The following is a 17,246-nucleotide window of genomic DNA, read 5'->3' on the forward strand; positions in this document are numbered from 1 at the left end:
AACGCATGTATGTAACCCCATCATTTATGATTAGTTCGCGTCAGTATGTCCCTATAGCTTTGATTGTAATCATTGCAATGTGTCTTTGTATGCTTGTTTTTATGTACTCATCTTACGTGCAATACAAAACTAATATAGCTATTGTAGAGTCGAAACAAGCTGCAATTGAAGCATATGAAACTAAGCTATCTAACATATCCATTATGGAAACTGAAAGGCAGGCAATAGCACAGTTGCGTACAGAGCTTAGAAATGTTGGCAAGCTTTCTTTGCCTGAAGTTGGGTTGGAATCCCTCTTACTGATTTTCGAAGGATCGAAAACATCAGGCATCACCTATCAAACGATTGATTTCCGTTCCAAAGAAAAAAGATGTCTACTTGAACTCTATGCACATCTCGACGCAGATTTCTCAAAGCTTGTCGACGCATTAGAGAAAGAAACGGTTGTAGTACAAGTTGTAATCCAGAAAAGAGAGCGTGAAGGCTCAAAAACGCTTTATTCATTGGAGTTGAAATTACGATGATAGAAAGGCGGTATGTATCAGCCATTCTTCTGGACACTCATATTCAGTGGGCTGCAGGAGTATTACTTGGTCTAATTGCTCTTTTTGCAATCATCTATAGCCTTTTGTTTGCTCAGGCCGAAAACGAAGCAAAGCAGCTCACTGAAAGGCTATCAAACACGCGATCTAAGGTTTATCAGAATGAGCAGGTGAAACAGCAAGCTAAGAGTGCCGAAATCTATATACCCCAACTTTCTCAAATTAATGAAAAGCTGCGGTTGCCAATTAAAAGCTCTCGGGTACTGGACGAGGTATCTCGTATAACCTCAATAAGCAAGGTAACAGTTGTTGAAGAAGAATACTCAAAGCCTAAAATTTACAGTGAGTTCAAATCAATTGATGTCTCGTTGGTAGTTTCTGGCGATTATCGTGATATTGCGGGATTAATTGCATCCTTCAATGATGCGAGCTATTTTTCAGTAGTGGAGAGGGCATTAGTTTACAAAAACGATAGTGGGCCAATCGATGCAGAACTCATAGTGCGCTTCCTGGGTGCTAGTGAGGTCATAGAATAATGGATCTTCGAAAGAGCAAGCTCCTTAGGGTCGCAATATTTGCACTTGTAGTTGTAAATGCTGTGAAGTACTTATCCGGCGGTAGTAGTTTAACAACACCGCTAACCACATCTTCTCTAACGTCTACTGGAACCGAGAAAACGGCGTTGATTCCTGCATGGTTAGAACATAGCAAGAAAAGTAGTCTTGGCGAAGTTGCGGACCTGTTTAGCGCAGCACCCGATAGCGCTAAAAGTACAGGTAAAATCGACAGGAAAAAACCCCAAATCGATAAGAGCCGAAAAACATTTAGAGAGAAGTCTGATGACGTTGGTCGCAGCCAAAAAGGGTATGAAGTTTTGGCAATCAATATCTCTACTACAACCAAATCGGCTTTAATTAGGTATGAGGGCAATGTAATCACTGTATTTGAGGGTGATTCTTTAGGTGGATCAGTAAAAATAAGTGAAATCCAAAGAAATCGGGTTCTGCTCGAAGAGGTTAAGTAATTGTTACAGTACAAATCTACGTTTCCTGAGGGATTCTTAAAGTTCAGTTGGTTGTTGTGTGTTATGACGTTTCTGCTAACTGGCTGTACAACTGGGCAGAGCGTCAATGTTCAGTCAAGTCTTGCAGTTTCCCCTGCTCAGCCTCAATTTGAGCGCGATTTGGAGAACTATCGTAAAGAGTATGAAAGTAACCCAGACGACATTGCCGTTCTGGTAAAGATCCGTAAAATGGAGCGGGACGGCGAGCGTTATTACTATAGGAAAGCGCGCGATGCAGAATCTAAAGGCAGTATCGAAAGCGCCCTAAACTACGTGTCTAAGGGCCTTGCTTTCTTACCAAAAAGTAATGTTCTCAACAAAGAAATCGCACGGTTAAGTCGTTTAGAAGAGCTAGCGGAGCTAATTGGAAATGCCGAGCATTCGATTTCAAAGAAAAAATATGGCGAAGCCAAGTCCACTTTGTTAAAAGCGATTAGTTTAGACCAGAACAATCTTAATCTCAGGGCACTGTTAACTCGCGTTGACGTGAGCCTTGTTATGCAGCGTCGGGCTAGGTATTTGGTCGATCTTCGCTTTACTGATTTAGATGTTCGCGATGCGATCTCTTTCATTTCAAAAACATACGGAATAAATGTTGTATTCGACAATTCTGTGAAGGCGACAGAAGTATCATTGGATTTGAAAGATGTAACTTACGTCGACGCTATTGAGCTACTAACGTCCATTACTAAAAACGCCTACAAGGTGTTAAACAGCAACACCCTAATCATTTTTGCAGATACGAAAGACAGGCAAAGAATATACGCCGATACGGATATTCAGACATTTAAACTCAAAACAATGCCAGCCAAAGATATGGCCGCACTTCTTAAAAGTGTTCTGGGCATAAAGAATGTGACGGTTAATGAGAGCGGGAACTCGATCATTATAAAAGACTCTCCAGAGGTTATCAGAAATGCCAGCATGCTTGTTGCTTCAAACGATAACACGCCTGGTGAGGTGGTGTTTGATGTTGAAATTATGGAGATCAACCAGAGTAAAGCCGAGCGTTTGGGTATCGATTACGGAACGTACCAAATATCTACCTCTACCCCGGCAGTGCCAGTAACAGGGTCCATCTTGGATTCCATTAGCGAGGTTACAACACTCAACATTCCTAGCGTTTCTTTAAACGCATTTAAGCAAGCAGTAGACGCTCGGTCACTCGCTCGGCCAAGTATACGCGTGCTAGACAGAGAAAAAGCGAAGATTCATATTGGTGATAGAGTTCCGCTTCGTAAATCAAGTATTCAAGATGCAACGGGGCAAACGAGAACGACTTTTGAATATCAAGAGATCGGTATTCGGTTCAAAGTAGAGTCAAAAATTCACTCAGAAGATGTTGTTACTGTCAAAGTAGAATTAGAAGTCAGTTCCCTCGGCGAAAACCTGGGAACAGCAACCGAACAAGCCTTTAGGATTGGCACAAGAAATGCCGATACAACCATGCTAGTTCGGGATGGTGAGACAGCGATTCTCGCCGGCCTTTTAAGAAGTGAGGGGCGAGGCACGAATTCTGGTATAGCGGGTACAACCAACACTCCTTTTTTTAAGGGGTTATTTGGTAGTTCCGACCAGGAAGGGGCTAGGACAGATATTCTTCTCACTTTAACGCCGCATATTGTTCGGCACGATACCACTGTGGAACAAGGGGGGGAGCTTAGAACAAAAAGTATCAACTCAGGCAATGATTATGAGAATGAAATCTCACCGTTAGACAAGCTTCGATTAACTAAGCAAACTAATTCAGAGAATCATGGTGTATTGACTGAAAGCTCCATAAAAAATCAAGCAAAATACGACGCAGTGATGGTAAAGGGCGGCAGCTCCAATATTGCAAGCCCAGAAATTGAAGTAAATAGGAATGATAGCGAGGGGGTTAAAACAGAGTTCTATTTCGCTTCAGACCGTATTGCAACCAAGGTGCAAGATACTACTACGGTGAATCTTGAACTGAGTGGGTTACACGATGTTGGCGAGGTGGATCTCGAATTGAACTACAACTCAAAGTTGGTTGAACTCACAAAAGAAAACATGCTGTCGGAATTATATGTCATAACACACACCGAGCAGGCCGATGATGGGCGCCGTATTATGCGGCTCACGCGTATTGGAGGTGAAGAAATGTCGGCGAAACAAAATATACTTCAATTGCACTTTATGGGTAAAAGAAAGGGAACGTCACCGCTAGTCGCGAAGGCTGGTGACGCCAGATCAGTTGGCGGTGAGGCGATTAATGTGCAACCGTCAAAAACTCGCATTATTATCAGGTGATTCAAGTATGCCGAGTGGAAAAGCGTTGCTGGGGTTAACACTTGTCGAAATGTTGGTCAGTCTGGTTATTCTATCGATCCTTGCTGGTGCTGTATTTCCTTATGCAAAGTTGACAAAGCAGCGCAGTCAAGAAACGGAATTGCGCTACGCATTACGATCCATTCGTACCGCTATTGACATGTTTCATACAGCTTGTATGGAGGGAGAGATTGCTTCCGCAACCGATGAAGCGAGCAGAAACTGTTATCCAAAAAGTCTCGAATATTTATACCTCGGAGTTGAAGATACTTCCGCAGAGGGGCAAGTGCTTTATTTTTTGAGGCGAATCCCCAAAGACCCCTTCAGGGAGCCTGGTGTCGATGTAGAGGATCACTGGGAGGTAAGAGGGTATGAAGACGATCCGGAAGGGTCATGGAGTGGTGATGATGTATATGATGTCCGTGTGGTACACGATAGGGTGGCCATTGACGGCAGCGAATACCGTACGTGGTGAGATCGATGACTTCTGTTAATATTGCGCAACGCCGGGATGGATTTACGCTAATTGAAATACTCCTAGTATTGGTGCTCATCGCATTGCTCGCGAGCTTGGCCACACCAATAGTGTATAGCGCAATAGAAAGAGCCAATGAATCAACGTTAAAACAAAATTTGACGGTTACTCGAAAAGCTATCGACGAGTATTTCGTGGATAAAGGTGATTATCCATCCACCATGGAAGTGTTGGTATCTGATAAATACCTGAGAACACTACCTTACGATCCAATTGCGAAGAGCTATTCAAGTTGGATCGAAATAGAAGCCGAAGAGGCGGGCCATAGCGGTGTTTACGATATCAAAAGTTCTTCCGAAGAGCAGGCCTTAGATGGGTCCCACTACAGCGACTGGTAAAAGAGTATAAAAAGGTAAAAAGCATGAAGAATAAACCCAGTAAAAATAATAGTTTAGGTTTCACATTAATGGAACTGCTGATTGTACTGGTAATCGTGGGGCTATTGGCTGCGTTGGTGGGGCCAACGTTATACAAGCGCATTAACCCTGCAAAAACATCAGTGGCAGCTGCTCAGATGGAAAACTTCATGAGCGCGTTGGACGCTTATTATGTCGATAATGGCGTTTTCCCCAGTACGCAAGAAGGGCTAGCTGCACTGCGAAATAAGCCAAGTAATCTTGACGCATGGCAGGGGCCTTACCTCAAGAAAGACATTCCATTTGATCCTTGGGGGCAGCCCTACGTTTATCGAACCCCCGGCAGGAATGGCGGGTACGAAATTCTTTCCTTCGGTGCCGATAAGGTTGAAGGTGGTAGTGGAGATGGGGAGGATGTCGTTAGCTGGCAGTAATCATATGCAGCGAGAGGCTGGTTTCACATACAGTTTTGTACTAGGCCTGATAGCCGTAAGCGCTATAACGGCTTTTGTCGTAAACAGGTTTGTGTCTACGGAGTTCGCGCGAGAGAAAGAATCGGAGTTGCTTTATCGCGGGCTTCAATATCACCAGGCTATCAAGAGCTATTATGAATCGGGCGGCTCGGCTTCATACCCTTCGTCTTTAGAATTATTGCTAAAAGATCCACGATTTCCCCACAAAGTTCACTTAAGGTCACGCTATCCAGACCCTTTTTGTAAAGGGGATTGTGATTGGGAAACAATTACAAATGACCTCGATCAAATAGTCGGTATTAAGAGTACCTCCACAAAAAAAACTTTTAAGCGCAATCACTTCCCTGTAGGGGTAACGTTGCAGGGTGCCGGCGAAACTTATAGTCAATGGCACTTTATTTTTAGCCCTAAAAAGACCTTCCCACAACAAATAAACTAGTGCATATATCAGGCCTATCTTGTATTATTTATATCCTAATTGTTTGAGTCGCAACCAGATTTAGTCTTGTTAGATATATAAAAGATAGTTTAAAAATGTAAAAGTTTGTTGCGCCCTAACGGATTGGATTTGAGTGAGCACATAGTAGTGCTTTAGTAAAGGGAAAGACTTGAAATAATAATTTCTACCTTGTGGACTAAGTGATGTACTGTTTTTTTGTTGTGCCTGCTTTAAAAATCAGGTTAGTAGTACCTTTTATTTGCTTTATGGTTTTGTTGTTCAGCACCTCTACATTCGTGGTGGCAGATGAACTCAAAGAACCGCAAAGCTCTGTGCTAAAACTTACGCCGCTTGAATCATTCATTCGCGGTGACCAGCAAGAAGCCAAAGTTTTCACGAATCCCGGGGCCAATTATCAAACGCTACCTAAAAGTACGGCAGCTTCCGAACTGACGGCAAGCTTGTCAGTCCTTGTATCCACTTTAGACAAAACACTACAGTGGAGCGAAAAAGACCTTTTCGAACAAGTCGAATATCTGTGGGATTTTAAAAACAGTAACTTGACTTTCGTCGAAAACGCGTTTTACCAGTTCGAAGCTCAGCATCTACTTTATTTGGGCCGATTAGATAAAACTTTAGCCAAGCTGGAAAAAAATGGTGCAAGTGAATCCGTTAAACAGCGGGCTTTAGCCTACAAAGCAAGCTATCTAAAGACCGCAAAGGCATTGCTTGACCCCCTTAGTAGCTTGCTTTTACGCGATAGTGATGCAGAGTTTTTCGCGCTTTATTCGAACAGTTCCGAAGTGTATGACCTCGCTAGCTCTGTAGATACGCTAACCAAGCTTATCTCGAATGGCGACACCCCGATTTTGCGCGCAACAACGCTGCCTGTTCGCGATTCAGTGGTTAGTGCCGGTACGCCAGATTTGTCAACCACAATCCAGCCAAGCTACTTACAAGGCTCGTTCCCGTCAGTCGAAACAGAAGATCTCGTTGAAAATGGCGATGTAAATTTCAGTGAAAAAGTCTTAGCGCTCGCTAAGTCCCTTTCCTATGACCCGGTAAAAATCTACAACCACGTACGAAACACTGTTTCGAACGAATACTATTTCGGTGCAATGCAGGGGGCTGAAAATACGCTCCTAAAAGAAGCCGGGAACAGTACCGATCAAAGCTCACTGCTCATTAGCTTGTTGCGCGCCTCCGGAATTCCGTCTCGCTATGTTCACGGTGTGATTGAACTTCCTGTTGAGGCATTTCAGCTGCAACTGGGTATTCAAGACCCTACCGAAATTTCCAAAGCTATCAGGGCTGCGGGTATTCCAAGTTCTGCAATCATTCGAGGTGGCAGAATTGCTGCAATTCAGTTGGAACATACATGGGTTTCGGCCTTTGTTCCATACGCGAATTATCGCGGTGTTTCCGTTGATGCTTCAGGGAAAACCTGGTTGCCGTTGTTTCCAGCAGTAAAGGGTGTGACATATAGGCCAGCTGGACAACTATTAAGTGACTCGCAGATCGATCTTGGGGCCTTAGCTGACAATTACTTCACTGCAATTCAAACAAACAGTATCACAACTCAAATTACACAAAATTTGCAAAGCTATATCGCTGAAGCAGGTGGTACCGAAAAGCTAGACACTCACTTGAGTGAAGTTGTTATAACTGAAGTAGAAAGCGGCTACTTGCCAAATAGCGCGCCTGCAGCCGTTGTTGGTGTGTTGTCAGAGCAAGCTCAGTTGGCTGATGAACTTCGACATTGGGTGACATTCAAAGTGTACCAGGGACAAAGCAACACCGATGCTTCCTTAATCGAAAAACGCGTACCCCTTTCTTCCTTAGATGACCAGAGAGTAACCTTATCCTATTTACCGGGTTCTGCAGAATCTCAAAACGTCGTTCACAGTTTTGGCGGTTTGGGATCAACGCCCGCATACTTGATTGACCTGCGTCCTCAAATTAAGGTTAACGGCGTAGTAATCGCTACCGGTACGCATGCTCTGCCCATGGGTAATGACCACCTAATTGAGCTAGTTATTAAGGGGCCAGGCTATGAAGAGCGAATTAAAAAACACATTGTCGCCGGCTCGTATCATGCGGCTGCGATCAGCGCACAAAAAGTTCAAAACGAAGGAGATAGCGCTGAATCAGATGCAGACACTGAATACGATGCCGCGCGCATACTGTCGCAACTGGCCCGCCGATACTTACATGCATGGGATAATAGCGATGAGTTGCTCGCGAATCTTGCACACCGAAAAATCATAAGGCCTGTACCCTCCGTAACGTTTGTAAGCAATGATGTCGAAATCGTAAGAGTTTTCGATCTTCCGCAACAATTAAATTGGCAGGGCGTAACCCTCGATGCGGCTCTGCGGAACGTGCGCACATTTTCAAAAACCGAAAATTCCCTAGCAAGCGCTAATTGGATGGAACTCTCCGCACTGGAAGGTTCTTACTGGGAGCACCGTCTTTTAGAGCAGAGCTTCAATGTTAATAGTGTCTCTGCCGATAAAGTAATTGCTACCGCTGTTGAAACCGGGCAAACGGTGTTATCGCTTAATAGCGGAAATATTGAGTCTCAATTACCTTCTTTGAATCACAGCGATGCAGTGCTGGCCGACATAGCGCAATGGGTTTCATTGGGGTACCAGGTTACTGTGCCTATAGGCCCAATACAGGTTGATGCGTGGACAGGGTCTGGCTGGCGGGTAAAAGACAGTGTTACAGGTGGTGCAGGGTACTTTTTATCTGGTGGAATTGCCGGCGGTAATTCCGCTGTCATTCCAACCAACTGGCCTGAAGACATCGCTAATGCCCTGGCCCAACCGTATGAAGGCCGTATAAATCTAGATGCTCTTGCTGCAGAGAGTGTTTACTTAGTCCCTGCTACTGACAACCAGTGGAGTACCGTAAACACACAAATAGAAGAGCCGCTACGCGTTATTGTTGAAGATAAAGATGGTGCCAGGGTGCATAACGCACAGGTCACCTTCACCATTACCGCTGGAGGTGGCTTATTCGGAAGTAATGATCCCGAAAGTGGAACTCTCACCACGGTAGCGCATACGGATTCACTTGGTATTGCCCGCATTGAAGATTTTTATTACCCAAAGTCGACCCTCGGTAATCATAGCTATGCACTATTAGACGACGAAGGCGAAGCACAGCAACACTACACACGAGTCAGTAAAATTCTAATAGACATTGCCGTCAATGTTGAAGACGGTGAAATTCGCCCCCTAGAGCCTTTTACTCTTTTTGCCACACCAGGAGAGCCTGCCCGAATATTTAATAACGCAACGGGGTTTGAAGTTAGAGATACGCGATATCCAGCTAGCCTGGAATGGCGAATGGCTCACCCCTTTTCCGTTGTAGTGGTAGATGCATTTGACAACCCGATTTCGAATCTTGGAATCGAAGTATCAACATTAACGCCAGAGTTGGCAGCAGGGTATGTTCATCCCAGTAGTACGGTCACAGACCCAATGTTGTTTATAGACTACGACATATACAATCTTAGGCATGAAGCCTGTGATCAAACGGCAGTATCGCTGCGAACCTGTGGATCGGCCAACATTGTACTCTCCAGTAACGCAGAAGGAGCGGCGATTATTCCTCTTGTAGGAAGAAGTACCGATGGTGGCTATACTTTTCCCGTACTGATTGCGTCCGGGGGAATTTCTCAAATTCTTGATATCCCCGCCAGCCAACCTGAGCCAGGTGAGCTTCAGGTATTCTATTCGAGCCCCAGCACTGTATACGGCAGTATCGATTACGTTGAGGTATCAAAAGTATCGCGTGATCGTTTAATTACCGTATATTGGCAACCATCCGAAGGCGCTCCCAACCTAACACTGGAAGCAGTTAAAACTGGCGTAGATTTTTATATTGCAGACGCACTATCCCTAGACCCTTATGTTGTCAGCCCAGAGAATTACTCTTCTTTAGACGGTGAAACACAAGCCGAAATACTCAATTTTGATATTCAGCACGGCGATGGTATATCTCGAATTACCTACGATTTTCTTGCGTCCTCCGCCGTAGGGGGAAGCGTTATTAATCTTCTCCAGGGCGGAACAAAGCATTCGGATTACTCTGGTCCAAAACACATAGATCTAAAATTTATCGATCCAGGCCCAATCCCCGTTGAGCTATCGAGCATTTCTGACCAAAGCGGCGGTAGTGTACGCGAGGGGTTCGAAATAGGGTTTAGCGTTAAGCCATGGTCAACGGTGGAACAGTTTGCTGACATTATTGTTGAGCAAGAAGGGCAGTTATTCTACTTTAATTCAGGCATATTTGACCCAACACTGCCACCAGAAAGTACTTACGAAGGTGGCGCTATTCCGCCGAATTTCTGGCAAAGCCCAAGAAAGGTATCAACCTTTTTGCCGCGCGGCATTGGTTTTGATTTTACCAAAGAGTACCTTGCTTCCGGTCATTTCTTTTTTGGTACAGAGCAACATATAGAATCGGATAAAGTTGAACTTGAATTTGATGTGGATACCATTATCGACTACGTCGGTAGTTTCGAACTATACACCGAAGATGTTGAACAGTTCGGGTATGGCGCATTGGATTTTCGTAATCCATTTGTTTATAGTTTTATTCATTCCGACATCGCGAATGAAACAACGTGTTCGGGGGCGGGTGCTATTCGTTTTAGCCTCACGCGGGATGTCAATATTACGATAGAGGTCTACAACGGGGAATCTAGCACCGTCGTAGAAACACTCGAAAGCTCAACGTCGTATCCCCGAGGCACACATCATGTTGTGGTTCCTGTGCTGGATCTCGGTGTGGGTTTCTTTACCTACAAAATTATCGCGGAAGACCCCGCCGGTGAGCGGGCAACAGAAGAACGTATGGGTGCGATCTCTATCGCATCACGTATAGTGAACTCACTACCATTAGCACACGCAAACTACGAAAACGTCGATCTGTTCGATGGAAGCCTTTCAATCTCCCGTTCTGATATACAGCTACCGGGTCGTGGTGTACCGATAAGCCTAAATCGTACCTATTCCAGTACATCAAAAAGTGTTGGACGTATGGGTATGGGGTGGAACCATAGTTACGATTCGAAAATCATGCGTTCAGCCTGTGGTGGCCTAACCGTTGCTGGAGGTGAAGGTGGCGGTCAAACTTTTACAAAGGAAAATGGTCAGTGGGTGCCGCAAAAGGGGTATCACGGAGCGCTAGTTGAGACTTTAGATGGTTACGACTTCTTCAGCAAAAGCGGCAACCGTTATCATTATGCTAAATATAACTTCGGCCCGCGCAAAACCTGGTATTTGGAAACCATAACCGATGCTAACGGTAACGTAACCAAGTTGGCTTACGATCCAGCGGCTAATAGGCACGCCAAGTTAACAGCAGTAGAAAATGGTCTTCACAAACTGCATTTCACCTATCAAGATTATCAAAACCCTGTATTCCTAGACCAGCAAGGACCAATTGTTTCCCGTAGCTACGTCTGTGTGCCGGGACAAAATTGTAACCCAGAAGCGGAGCCTGCAAACGTACTTATTGATGTAAGTTATGGTTACGACGAGCAGGGGCGACTAACAGCGGCTACTTATACTGGGTACCCAACGCAACCCCTTCCAACAACGGGCCTAAATACGCGAACCGAAAATTATACCTACAAGATTACAAGTCAGTCGGAATACTTTGACGATAGCGGTATAACGAATTTAGATGCGCGTACAGAGCGAGCCGCTATACACCAAATTATTGACTTCAGGTCTAAACCAACAACTTATGATACTGAAGTGAATACCGTTCCAATTAACCACCTTGGTACAGAGAGTATTGAGCGCATATCGAGCGTTGCAAAAATTACCAAGCCCGAAGGTGGAGAGATTACCTTTGACTACCGAGGTTTAGATACTCGCCAGTCAATATCCACCGTTGTTAATGGCCCACGTGAAGGTGCGCAAACCACCTATTACATGAACCGCTATGGTGCACCTGAGCGTATCGTGAGCCCGGCAGGTACAAAAGAAATCCTGTGGGACTTCACTGACGATATTGAAATGCGTTCTATGATAGACGAAAATGGTGTTCAAACCATTTACGCCTACGATGATGCTGGTAACACCATTAGCGAAAAAATCGGCGGTGTACCTAACGCCGAAATAGTTTCGCGATACTGGCCTACATTTGGAAGCAGCATTAAAAACCGGTTGCAATTTCGTATCGACCGAAATGGGGAGAAAACCTCCTACGTCTACGATTCTCGGGGTAACCTGGAAGTTATTGAATACCCGGCTGTTCAAGTAAAAACGTCTAAAGAAGAGTACCTGCCAGATGGGCTTCATATACCCGTAGGTACTTTTACCGAACATTTTGGTTATGACTCAAATGGCGATAAGCTCGTTTCAATCGACAAAAATGGCAACTACACACGCTATACCTATGATGATTATGGCAACGTAAAGGCAAAAATAAATGCAGACGTTAAAACCACTAATCAAACATGGAACGCTTTAGGGCTTAAAACGCATGTTCGCGATGCTCGCAGCTCACACGAAAATGATAATCGCTACTTAACTGAATACTTTTACGATGGCCTCAACAACCTCATTTACATTCAGAACCCAATAGCGCAGGGGCAGCCTAGCCACAAAACATTTACCTACGACCAAAACGGTAATAAGCTCACTGAAACCGACGAAGAAGGTAAGACCACTACCTGGACATACTACGATGAAAACAGGGTGTGGACAGAAACAAATGCAGACGAAAAAACCCGTACCTTCACCTATGACGAAGCCGGCAATCTAAAAACAGAAACAAGCTTTAGAGAGGGTAGCCTAACCACTTACGGCTATGACCTCGCCAATCGCTTAACCAACATCACCGGCCCAGAAAACAGAACAATCACACAATCGTACGACGGTGTTGGCAACCTTAAAACAGCATATGTCACTTCAGACCGTGTCACCACCCACCACTACGATTCATACAACAGAAAAGAACGCACAGAAATTAGCGGTGGGCCCGCGCTAGTAACTACGTATTATCAGTACGACCATAATGGCAATTTGCGCACACAAATAGATGCGGAACTCAATGAAACACGCTATGAGTATGATGAGCTAAATCGCAGAGTTAACCAAATTGAAGAGGAGGGGCGCTCCTTAGGCTTTGCCTATGACAAAAATGGCAACCTAATCGCTGAAATCGATGGTAATAATGGTGTATTAACGCGCAAGTATTCTGTTTTAAACCGTGTTGAAGAAGAAGCAGACGCATATTTAAATGCGCATAAAAGTGGTGTTACACCTATATACCCTCGTACATTCCACTACGATGCCGTTGGTAATTTGTTGTCTCAAACCGACCGTAGGGGTTACTTAACAACCCATACTTACGACCCGCTTAATCGTCAGCTTTCTACCACCATAAAAGGCTATGTTGAGGGTGAAGAACAAGACATTAAATCCGCATACACCCACTATAAAATCGGTTCGCTTAAATCTGAATTATTGCCAAACGGTAATCTCGTTGAATATGTTTATGATGACTTACACCGTTTAACCCTCAAAAAAGACCTTCTCGGGAATATTGAATCGCGCACCTACGACAATGACGGCAACCCTAACACGGCCACCAACGCCGAAGGGCATACCACAACCTATAATTATGACCTTCTCAACCGTTTAAAAACCGAAACCTTACACGATAAGCGCTATACCGAAAACGCGTACGATGTCTATGGTAATGTTGAAAGAACCCGCGACTACGCCGGTAACGAACGGGAATACGATTACGACTTTTTAAACCGTCTGTGGCGCGCCTACGATCCAGCGCCTTTCGAGCAGCAATACGAAGAATATACCTACGATAAAGTTGGAAACCGCACGGTGGTTAAAGACCGCCTAGAAAACACAACATACTACGCGTACGACGATTTAAACCGACTACGGGAAATTACCTACCCCGAGGTGCCAGACGCTGAAGGCAACCCAACAAGCTATACAGAAGTGTTCGGCTACGACCATAACAACAATCAAAACAGCGCTACGAACCGTCGCGGTGTTGAAACAGTTACCTACTATGATGAAAATAACCGTGTAGAACGAATTGAAAAGCAGGCCATACCCATTTTACGCGAGCGTAGCTACGACGGTGAAAATAACGTTATTCTCGAAACCGATGCCGAAGAGAATACCAGCAGTTTCTATTATGACCCGCGTGGGCTACAAATTCGGGCTTCTCACCCGCATGCCGCCATTACGCATTTTAAATACGATACCCTGGGGAACCGGGTCTATGTACAAAACCCCGAGGGTGTCGAAACGAAGAGCGGCTACGGCTTGCGTAACTGGCTGGATTACCAAGACCACGTAAATTCAGACGGCGAAATGGTGCGTACAAATTATACCTATTACGATGATGGTCAGTTATGGGAAAAAACGACCCCAGAGGGTGGTGAATGGACCTACACCTACGATACCACCAACCGGCTAGAAACCATTGGCACCAACGCAACCGTGGGTAATACCGCCTACACCTACCACGACAACAATACGCTCGAAACCCAAACCGATGGCGAAGGCAACATAACCACGTTCTTCTATGACGAACTGAACCGTAGAACGCAAATCACCTACGACGAAGATGACGCGACGGTTACCTACGACTTATACGATGCCAATGGTAACCTCAAAGACATGACCGATGCCAACGGCCAAACAACCCAGTTCAACTACGACAACCTTAACCGTGAAATACTGCGCACCTATGCCCGTGTTGCTTCAGCACTTAACGGGCAGGTCGAAACCGTAGCAACCACCTACGACAACAATAACAACATCACCGATGTCGTTGAAACCTACGATACTCTAGGCACCAAAACCTACCAGTGGGGCTACGACGGTTTCGACCGCAACGATTTATATACTGATGCCTTTGGTAAAACCACCGAGTATCGCTACGACAATAACGGCAACCGGCTGCGTATTATCGACCCAGACAAGGTTGTTACCGTTTACAGTTATGACGATTTAAACCGTGTAAACACCGTAACCAATAGCTCAGGCATTACCCACTACGACTATTACCGCGATAGCCAGATCAAGAAGGTTACCTACCCCGCGTCTATCACCAGTGGTTACCGGTATAACCCATCAGGCCGCGTTTCCTCCATTGAAAACAAACAAAACAACGCGCTTGTTAGCCGTTTTGAATACCGCTACGACAATAACGGTAACCGAACACAACAAATAGAAACCAACGGTGGAGATGCGGAAACAACCGCCTATGGGTACGACTTAATTGACCGTTTAGAGCGTGTTGAGTACCCCGATATAACCGCCACCTACGGTTACGACGATAGCTACAACCGTACCAGCGAAGAACATGTGCTGAATAACGACGGTACACCACAGTTAGACCGCACCTATAACTACAACGGCCGTAACCAACTAACCGATATTGCCGACAATTTGGATGCAGGCCAAAGCATTGTATACGGCTACGATTTGGCCGGTAACCAAATCACTAAAACCAAAGCGGGTGAAACTACCGAGTTTATTTACGATGCGCGCCACAACCTACGTAAGGTGCAAGTGGGTGGCTCTTCAGTTGGGCAGTTCCTTTACGATGCCCAGAGCCTGCGTACCGAAAAAATTGGCGATAGAGGAACTGAACGCTACACCTACGACGACCAGTCTGTACTGTTGCAGTACAACGAAACCAACACCACACAGGCCAAGTACGAATACGGCCCCAACCGCTTGTTAAGCCTTTCTCATACAACCGAAGGCACCCAGTTCTATCTCACCGATGCACTTAACAGTGTGGTAAACCTTGCCAACGAAAATGGTGCTATTCAGGCGCGCTACCAGTACGACGCCTGGGGTAATAAACGAAACGAAGTGGGTAGTTCCTGGAACCGTTTTGCCTTTACCGGGTATGAGGAAGATACCGAGAGTGGGCTGTTGTATGCCAAGGCGCGATTTTATGACCCGGATACCGGGCGGTTCTTAAGCCATGATCCGTGGGAGGGGGACGTTAATACCCCGCCTAGTTTGCATCGGTATTTGTATGCTTATGGGAATCCTACGGTTTGGGTGGATCTAACAGGTGAAGCTCCATTTCTCGCCGAATTGACTCAGCGATTTGCTGACGCATCAGACAGCGCTATGTCCCATGCACTTGAAATGAGGCAGTACCAAGGTGGTGTGCTTGGACACACAGTAGCAACTTTCTCTGAATTAGGAGCTAAGGGGCTAAGTCTCCTTGGCGCCGGATCTGGAATGGCTAATTTGAGTGCTGACGCCGCAATCAGTGGCGTCGCTACAAACCTAGAGTATTTTGGAGCAGAGTTTAGTGAATACGGTGTAGTAAGTGATTCTAGGCATAACCTGAGCCAAACAAAACAATCGCTAATCGCAATTGGTCAGGGTATTAAGACCCTGGCGACTTCTCGTGACGCTAGGGCTGAGTTAGGTATTGCAGCTTATGAGGGGGCGGTTAGTACCGCGCAAGGCGTGAGTCGTGGTGATGCAAAAGCGTGGCAAAATTTAAACTCAGCTTGGGGTGGGTCTGGTATTGATGCGCTAGCTGGAGGACCGCTAAAGCCTTTTCTTAGGATGGGGCCAACGGTAGCTGAAGCCGGTAAGACGGGACTAAAGATTGCTAAAGAGGCGTCAGGAGCCGTTGGTACTCAGCTGAAAAAGCTCAAGGAGAATTTAAACGCGCCTAGTAATCCCATGATTAAGCAAATGGGAGCAGCTGGTGATCTTAATAAGGCTGCTCGGGATAGGGCTGCTGGGGTTACAAAGAGTAGAGGCTATGACCGCCCTGAAGTAGAAACTAAGAGTGGTAAGGCTGTAAAGCAGAAAAACGCAACTGATGAGTGGGATAACTTCTTAGGTGATAAGCAAACAAATATAGACCCTAGAGATGGGCTTCCAGATCCTGATCGAATTTGGTCGGCAGATGGTAAGAGAAGTATTAGGTTTGGTGAGCATGAAATGAATAGTAAGCCAAATAAACTTCATTACCACCAAGAAACCTGGCACGACGATAAAGTAGAAAATGTATTGCAGAGGATTCCCCAGTGAAGATTAAAATAATCAACTTTGAAACTATCGATGGTAATGTGGTTGTATATTTCAAATCAAGCATAGGGGATGGTATCGCAATATGGGTTGGCGAAAAGGAACCTATTAAAAACTATGAGTACGATGTTGAAATTGACATTGAGAGCTCTATAGACCAGGTGAAAAGTAGAAATAACGCAAACAAAGGGCGATATTCAATATCCATTGAGGGTAACTCTACACTCATGAGTGGTGAGGTTGAATCTGTTGAGGAGGATGGCATGGCTTATCTACGTTTATCCCAAGATTGCCTAATAATGATTGAGTCGGGTGATTCGAAAGTTAAAGGTGGCGATTGGGTTAATCTAAATATAAGGTGTGAAAATATAGAAGTTTCTGCTCAAGGTAACTAAAAAGCTAAGGGGGTCAGGCCTTACATTTGACATTAATAATGGTTTGAAACAAAAGTGCAGGATGTGAAATTTA

Annotated in this window: 10 protein-coding genes; all 10 read left to right on the forward strand. The window is 45.1% G+C overall.

Annotation, left to right across the window (positions count from 1 at the left end; translation table 11 throughout):
- Positions 1-5 precede the first annotated feature (5 nt).
- A complete protein-coding gene (locus H5336_RS19230) occupies positions 6-524 on the forward strand; it encodes a hypothetical protein (protein ID WP_185236091.1) in 519 nt (172 codons plus the stop codon).
- Entirely contained in the window at positions 521-1,078 is a 558-nt protein-coding gene (locus H5336_RS19235) for a hypothetical protein (protein ID WP_185236092.1), read from the forward strand. Before H5336_RS19230 ends, H5336_RS19235 begins: the two co-directional genes overlap by 4 nt.
- Positions 1,078-1,566 carry a hypothetical protein gene (locus H5336_RS19240; RefSeq protein ID WP_185236093.1) on the forward strand — a complete coding sequence of 163 codons (489 nt, stop codon included), beginning with the start codon at positions 1,078-1,080 and terminating at the stop codon, positions 1,564-1,566. Before H5336_RS19235 ends, H5336_RS19240 begins: the two co-directional genes overlap by 1 nt.
- Before the next feature lie 63 nt (positions 1,567-1,629).
- Complete coding sequence (locus H5336_RS19245) at positions 1,630-3,879, forward strand: secretin GspD/PilQ domain-containing protein (RefSeq protein ID WP_185236094.1); 2,250 nt, start codon at positions 1,630-1,632, stop codon at positions 3,877-3,879.
- A gap of 7 nt (positions 3,880-3,886) precedes the next feature.
- Positions 3,887-4,372, forward strand: coding sequence for a type II secretion system protein (locus H5336_RS19250; protein ID WP_185236095.1), 486 nt, complete (start codon positions 3,887-3,889; stop codon positions 4,370-4,372).
- Between the two features lie 5 nt (positions 4,373-4,377).
- Positions 4,378-4,770, forward strand: a complete 393-nt coding sequence (locus H5336_RS19255) for a type II secretion system protein (protein ID WP_185236096.1) — start codon at positions 4,378-4,380, stop codon at positions 4,768-4,770.
- 23 nt (positions 4,771-4,793) lie between these two features.
- Positions 4,794-5,222: a type II secretion system major pseudopilin GspG gene (gene gspG, locus H5336_RS19260; protein WP_185236097.1), complete on the forward strand. Its 429-nt coding sequence runs from the start codon at positions 4,794-4,796 to the stop codon at positions 5,220-5,222.
- Positions 5,203-5,700 (forward strand): type II secretion system protein, encoded by a 498-nt coding sequence (locus tag H5336_RS19265; RefSeq protein ID WP_185236098.1) that lies wholly within the window; start codon positions 5,203-5,205, stop codon positions 5,698-5,700. The genes gspG and H5336_RS19265 overlap by 20 nt, the downstream gene beginning before the upstream one ends.
- A 299-nt stretch (positions 5,701-5,999) precedes the next feature.
- Positions 6,000-16,781 carry an RHS repeat-associated core domain-containing protein gene (locus H5336_RS19270; protein WP_185236099.1) on the forward strand — a complete coding sequence of 3,594 codons (10,782 nt, stop codon included), beginning with the start codon at positions 6,000-6,002 and terminating at the stop codon, positions 16,779-16,781.
- Entirely contained in the window at positions 16,778-17,173 is a 396-nt protein-coding gene (locus tag H5336_RS19275) for a hypothetical protein (RefSeq protein WP_185236100.1), read from the forward strand. The genes H5336_RS19270 and H5336_RS19275 overlap by 4 nt, the downstream gene beginning before the upstream one ends.
- Positions 17,174-17,246 lie beyond the last annotated feature (73 nt).

The organism is Teredinibacter franksiae (assembly GCF_014218805.1).
GTDB classification, from domain to species: Bacteria; Pseudomonadota; Gammaproteobacteria; order Pseudomonadales; family Cellvibrionaceae; genus Teredinibacter; species Teredinibacter franksiae.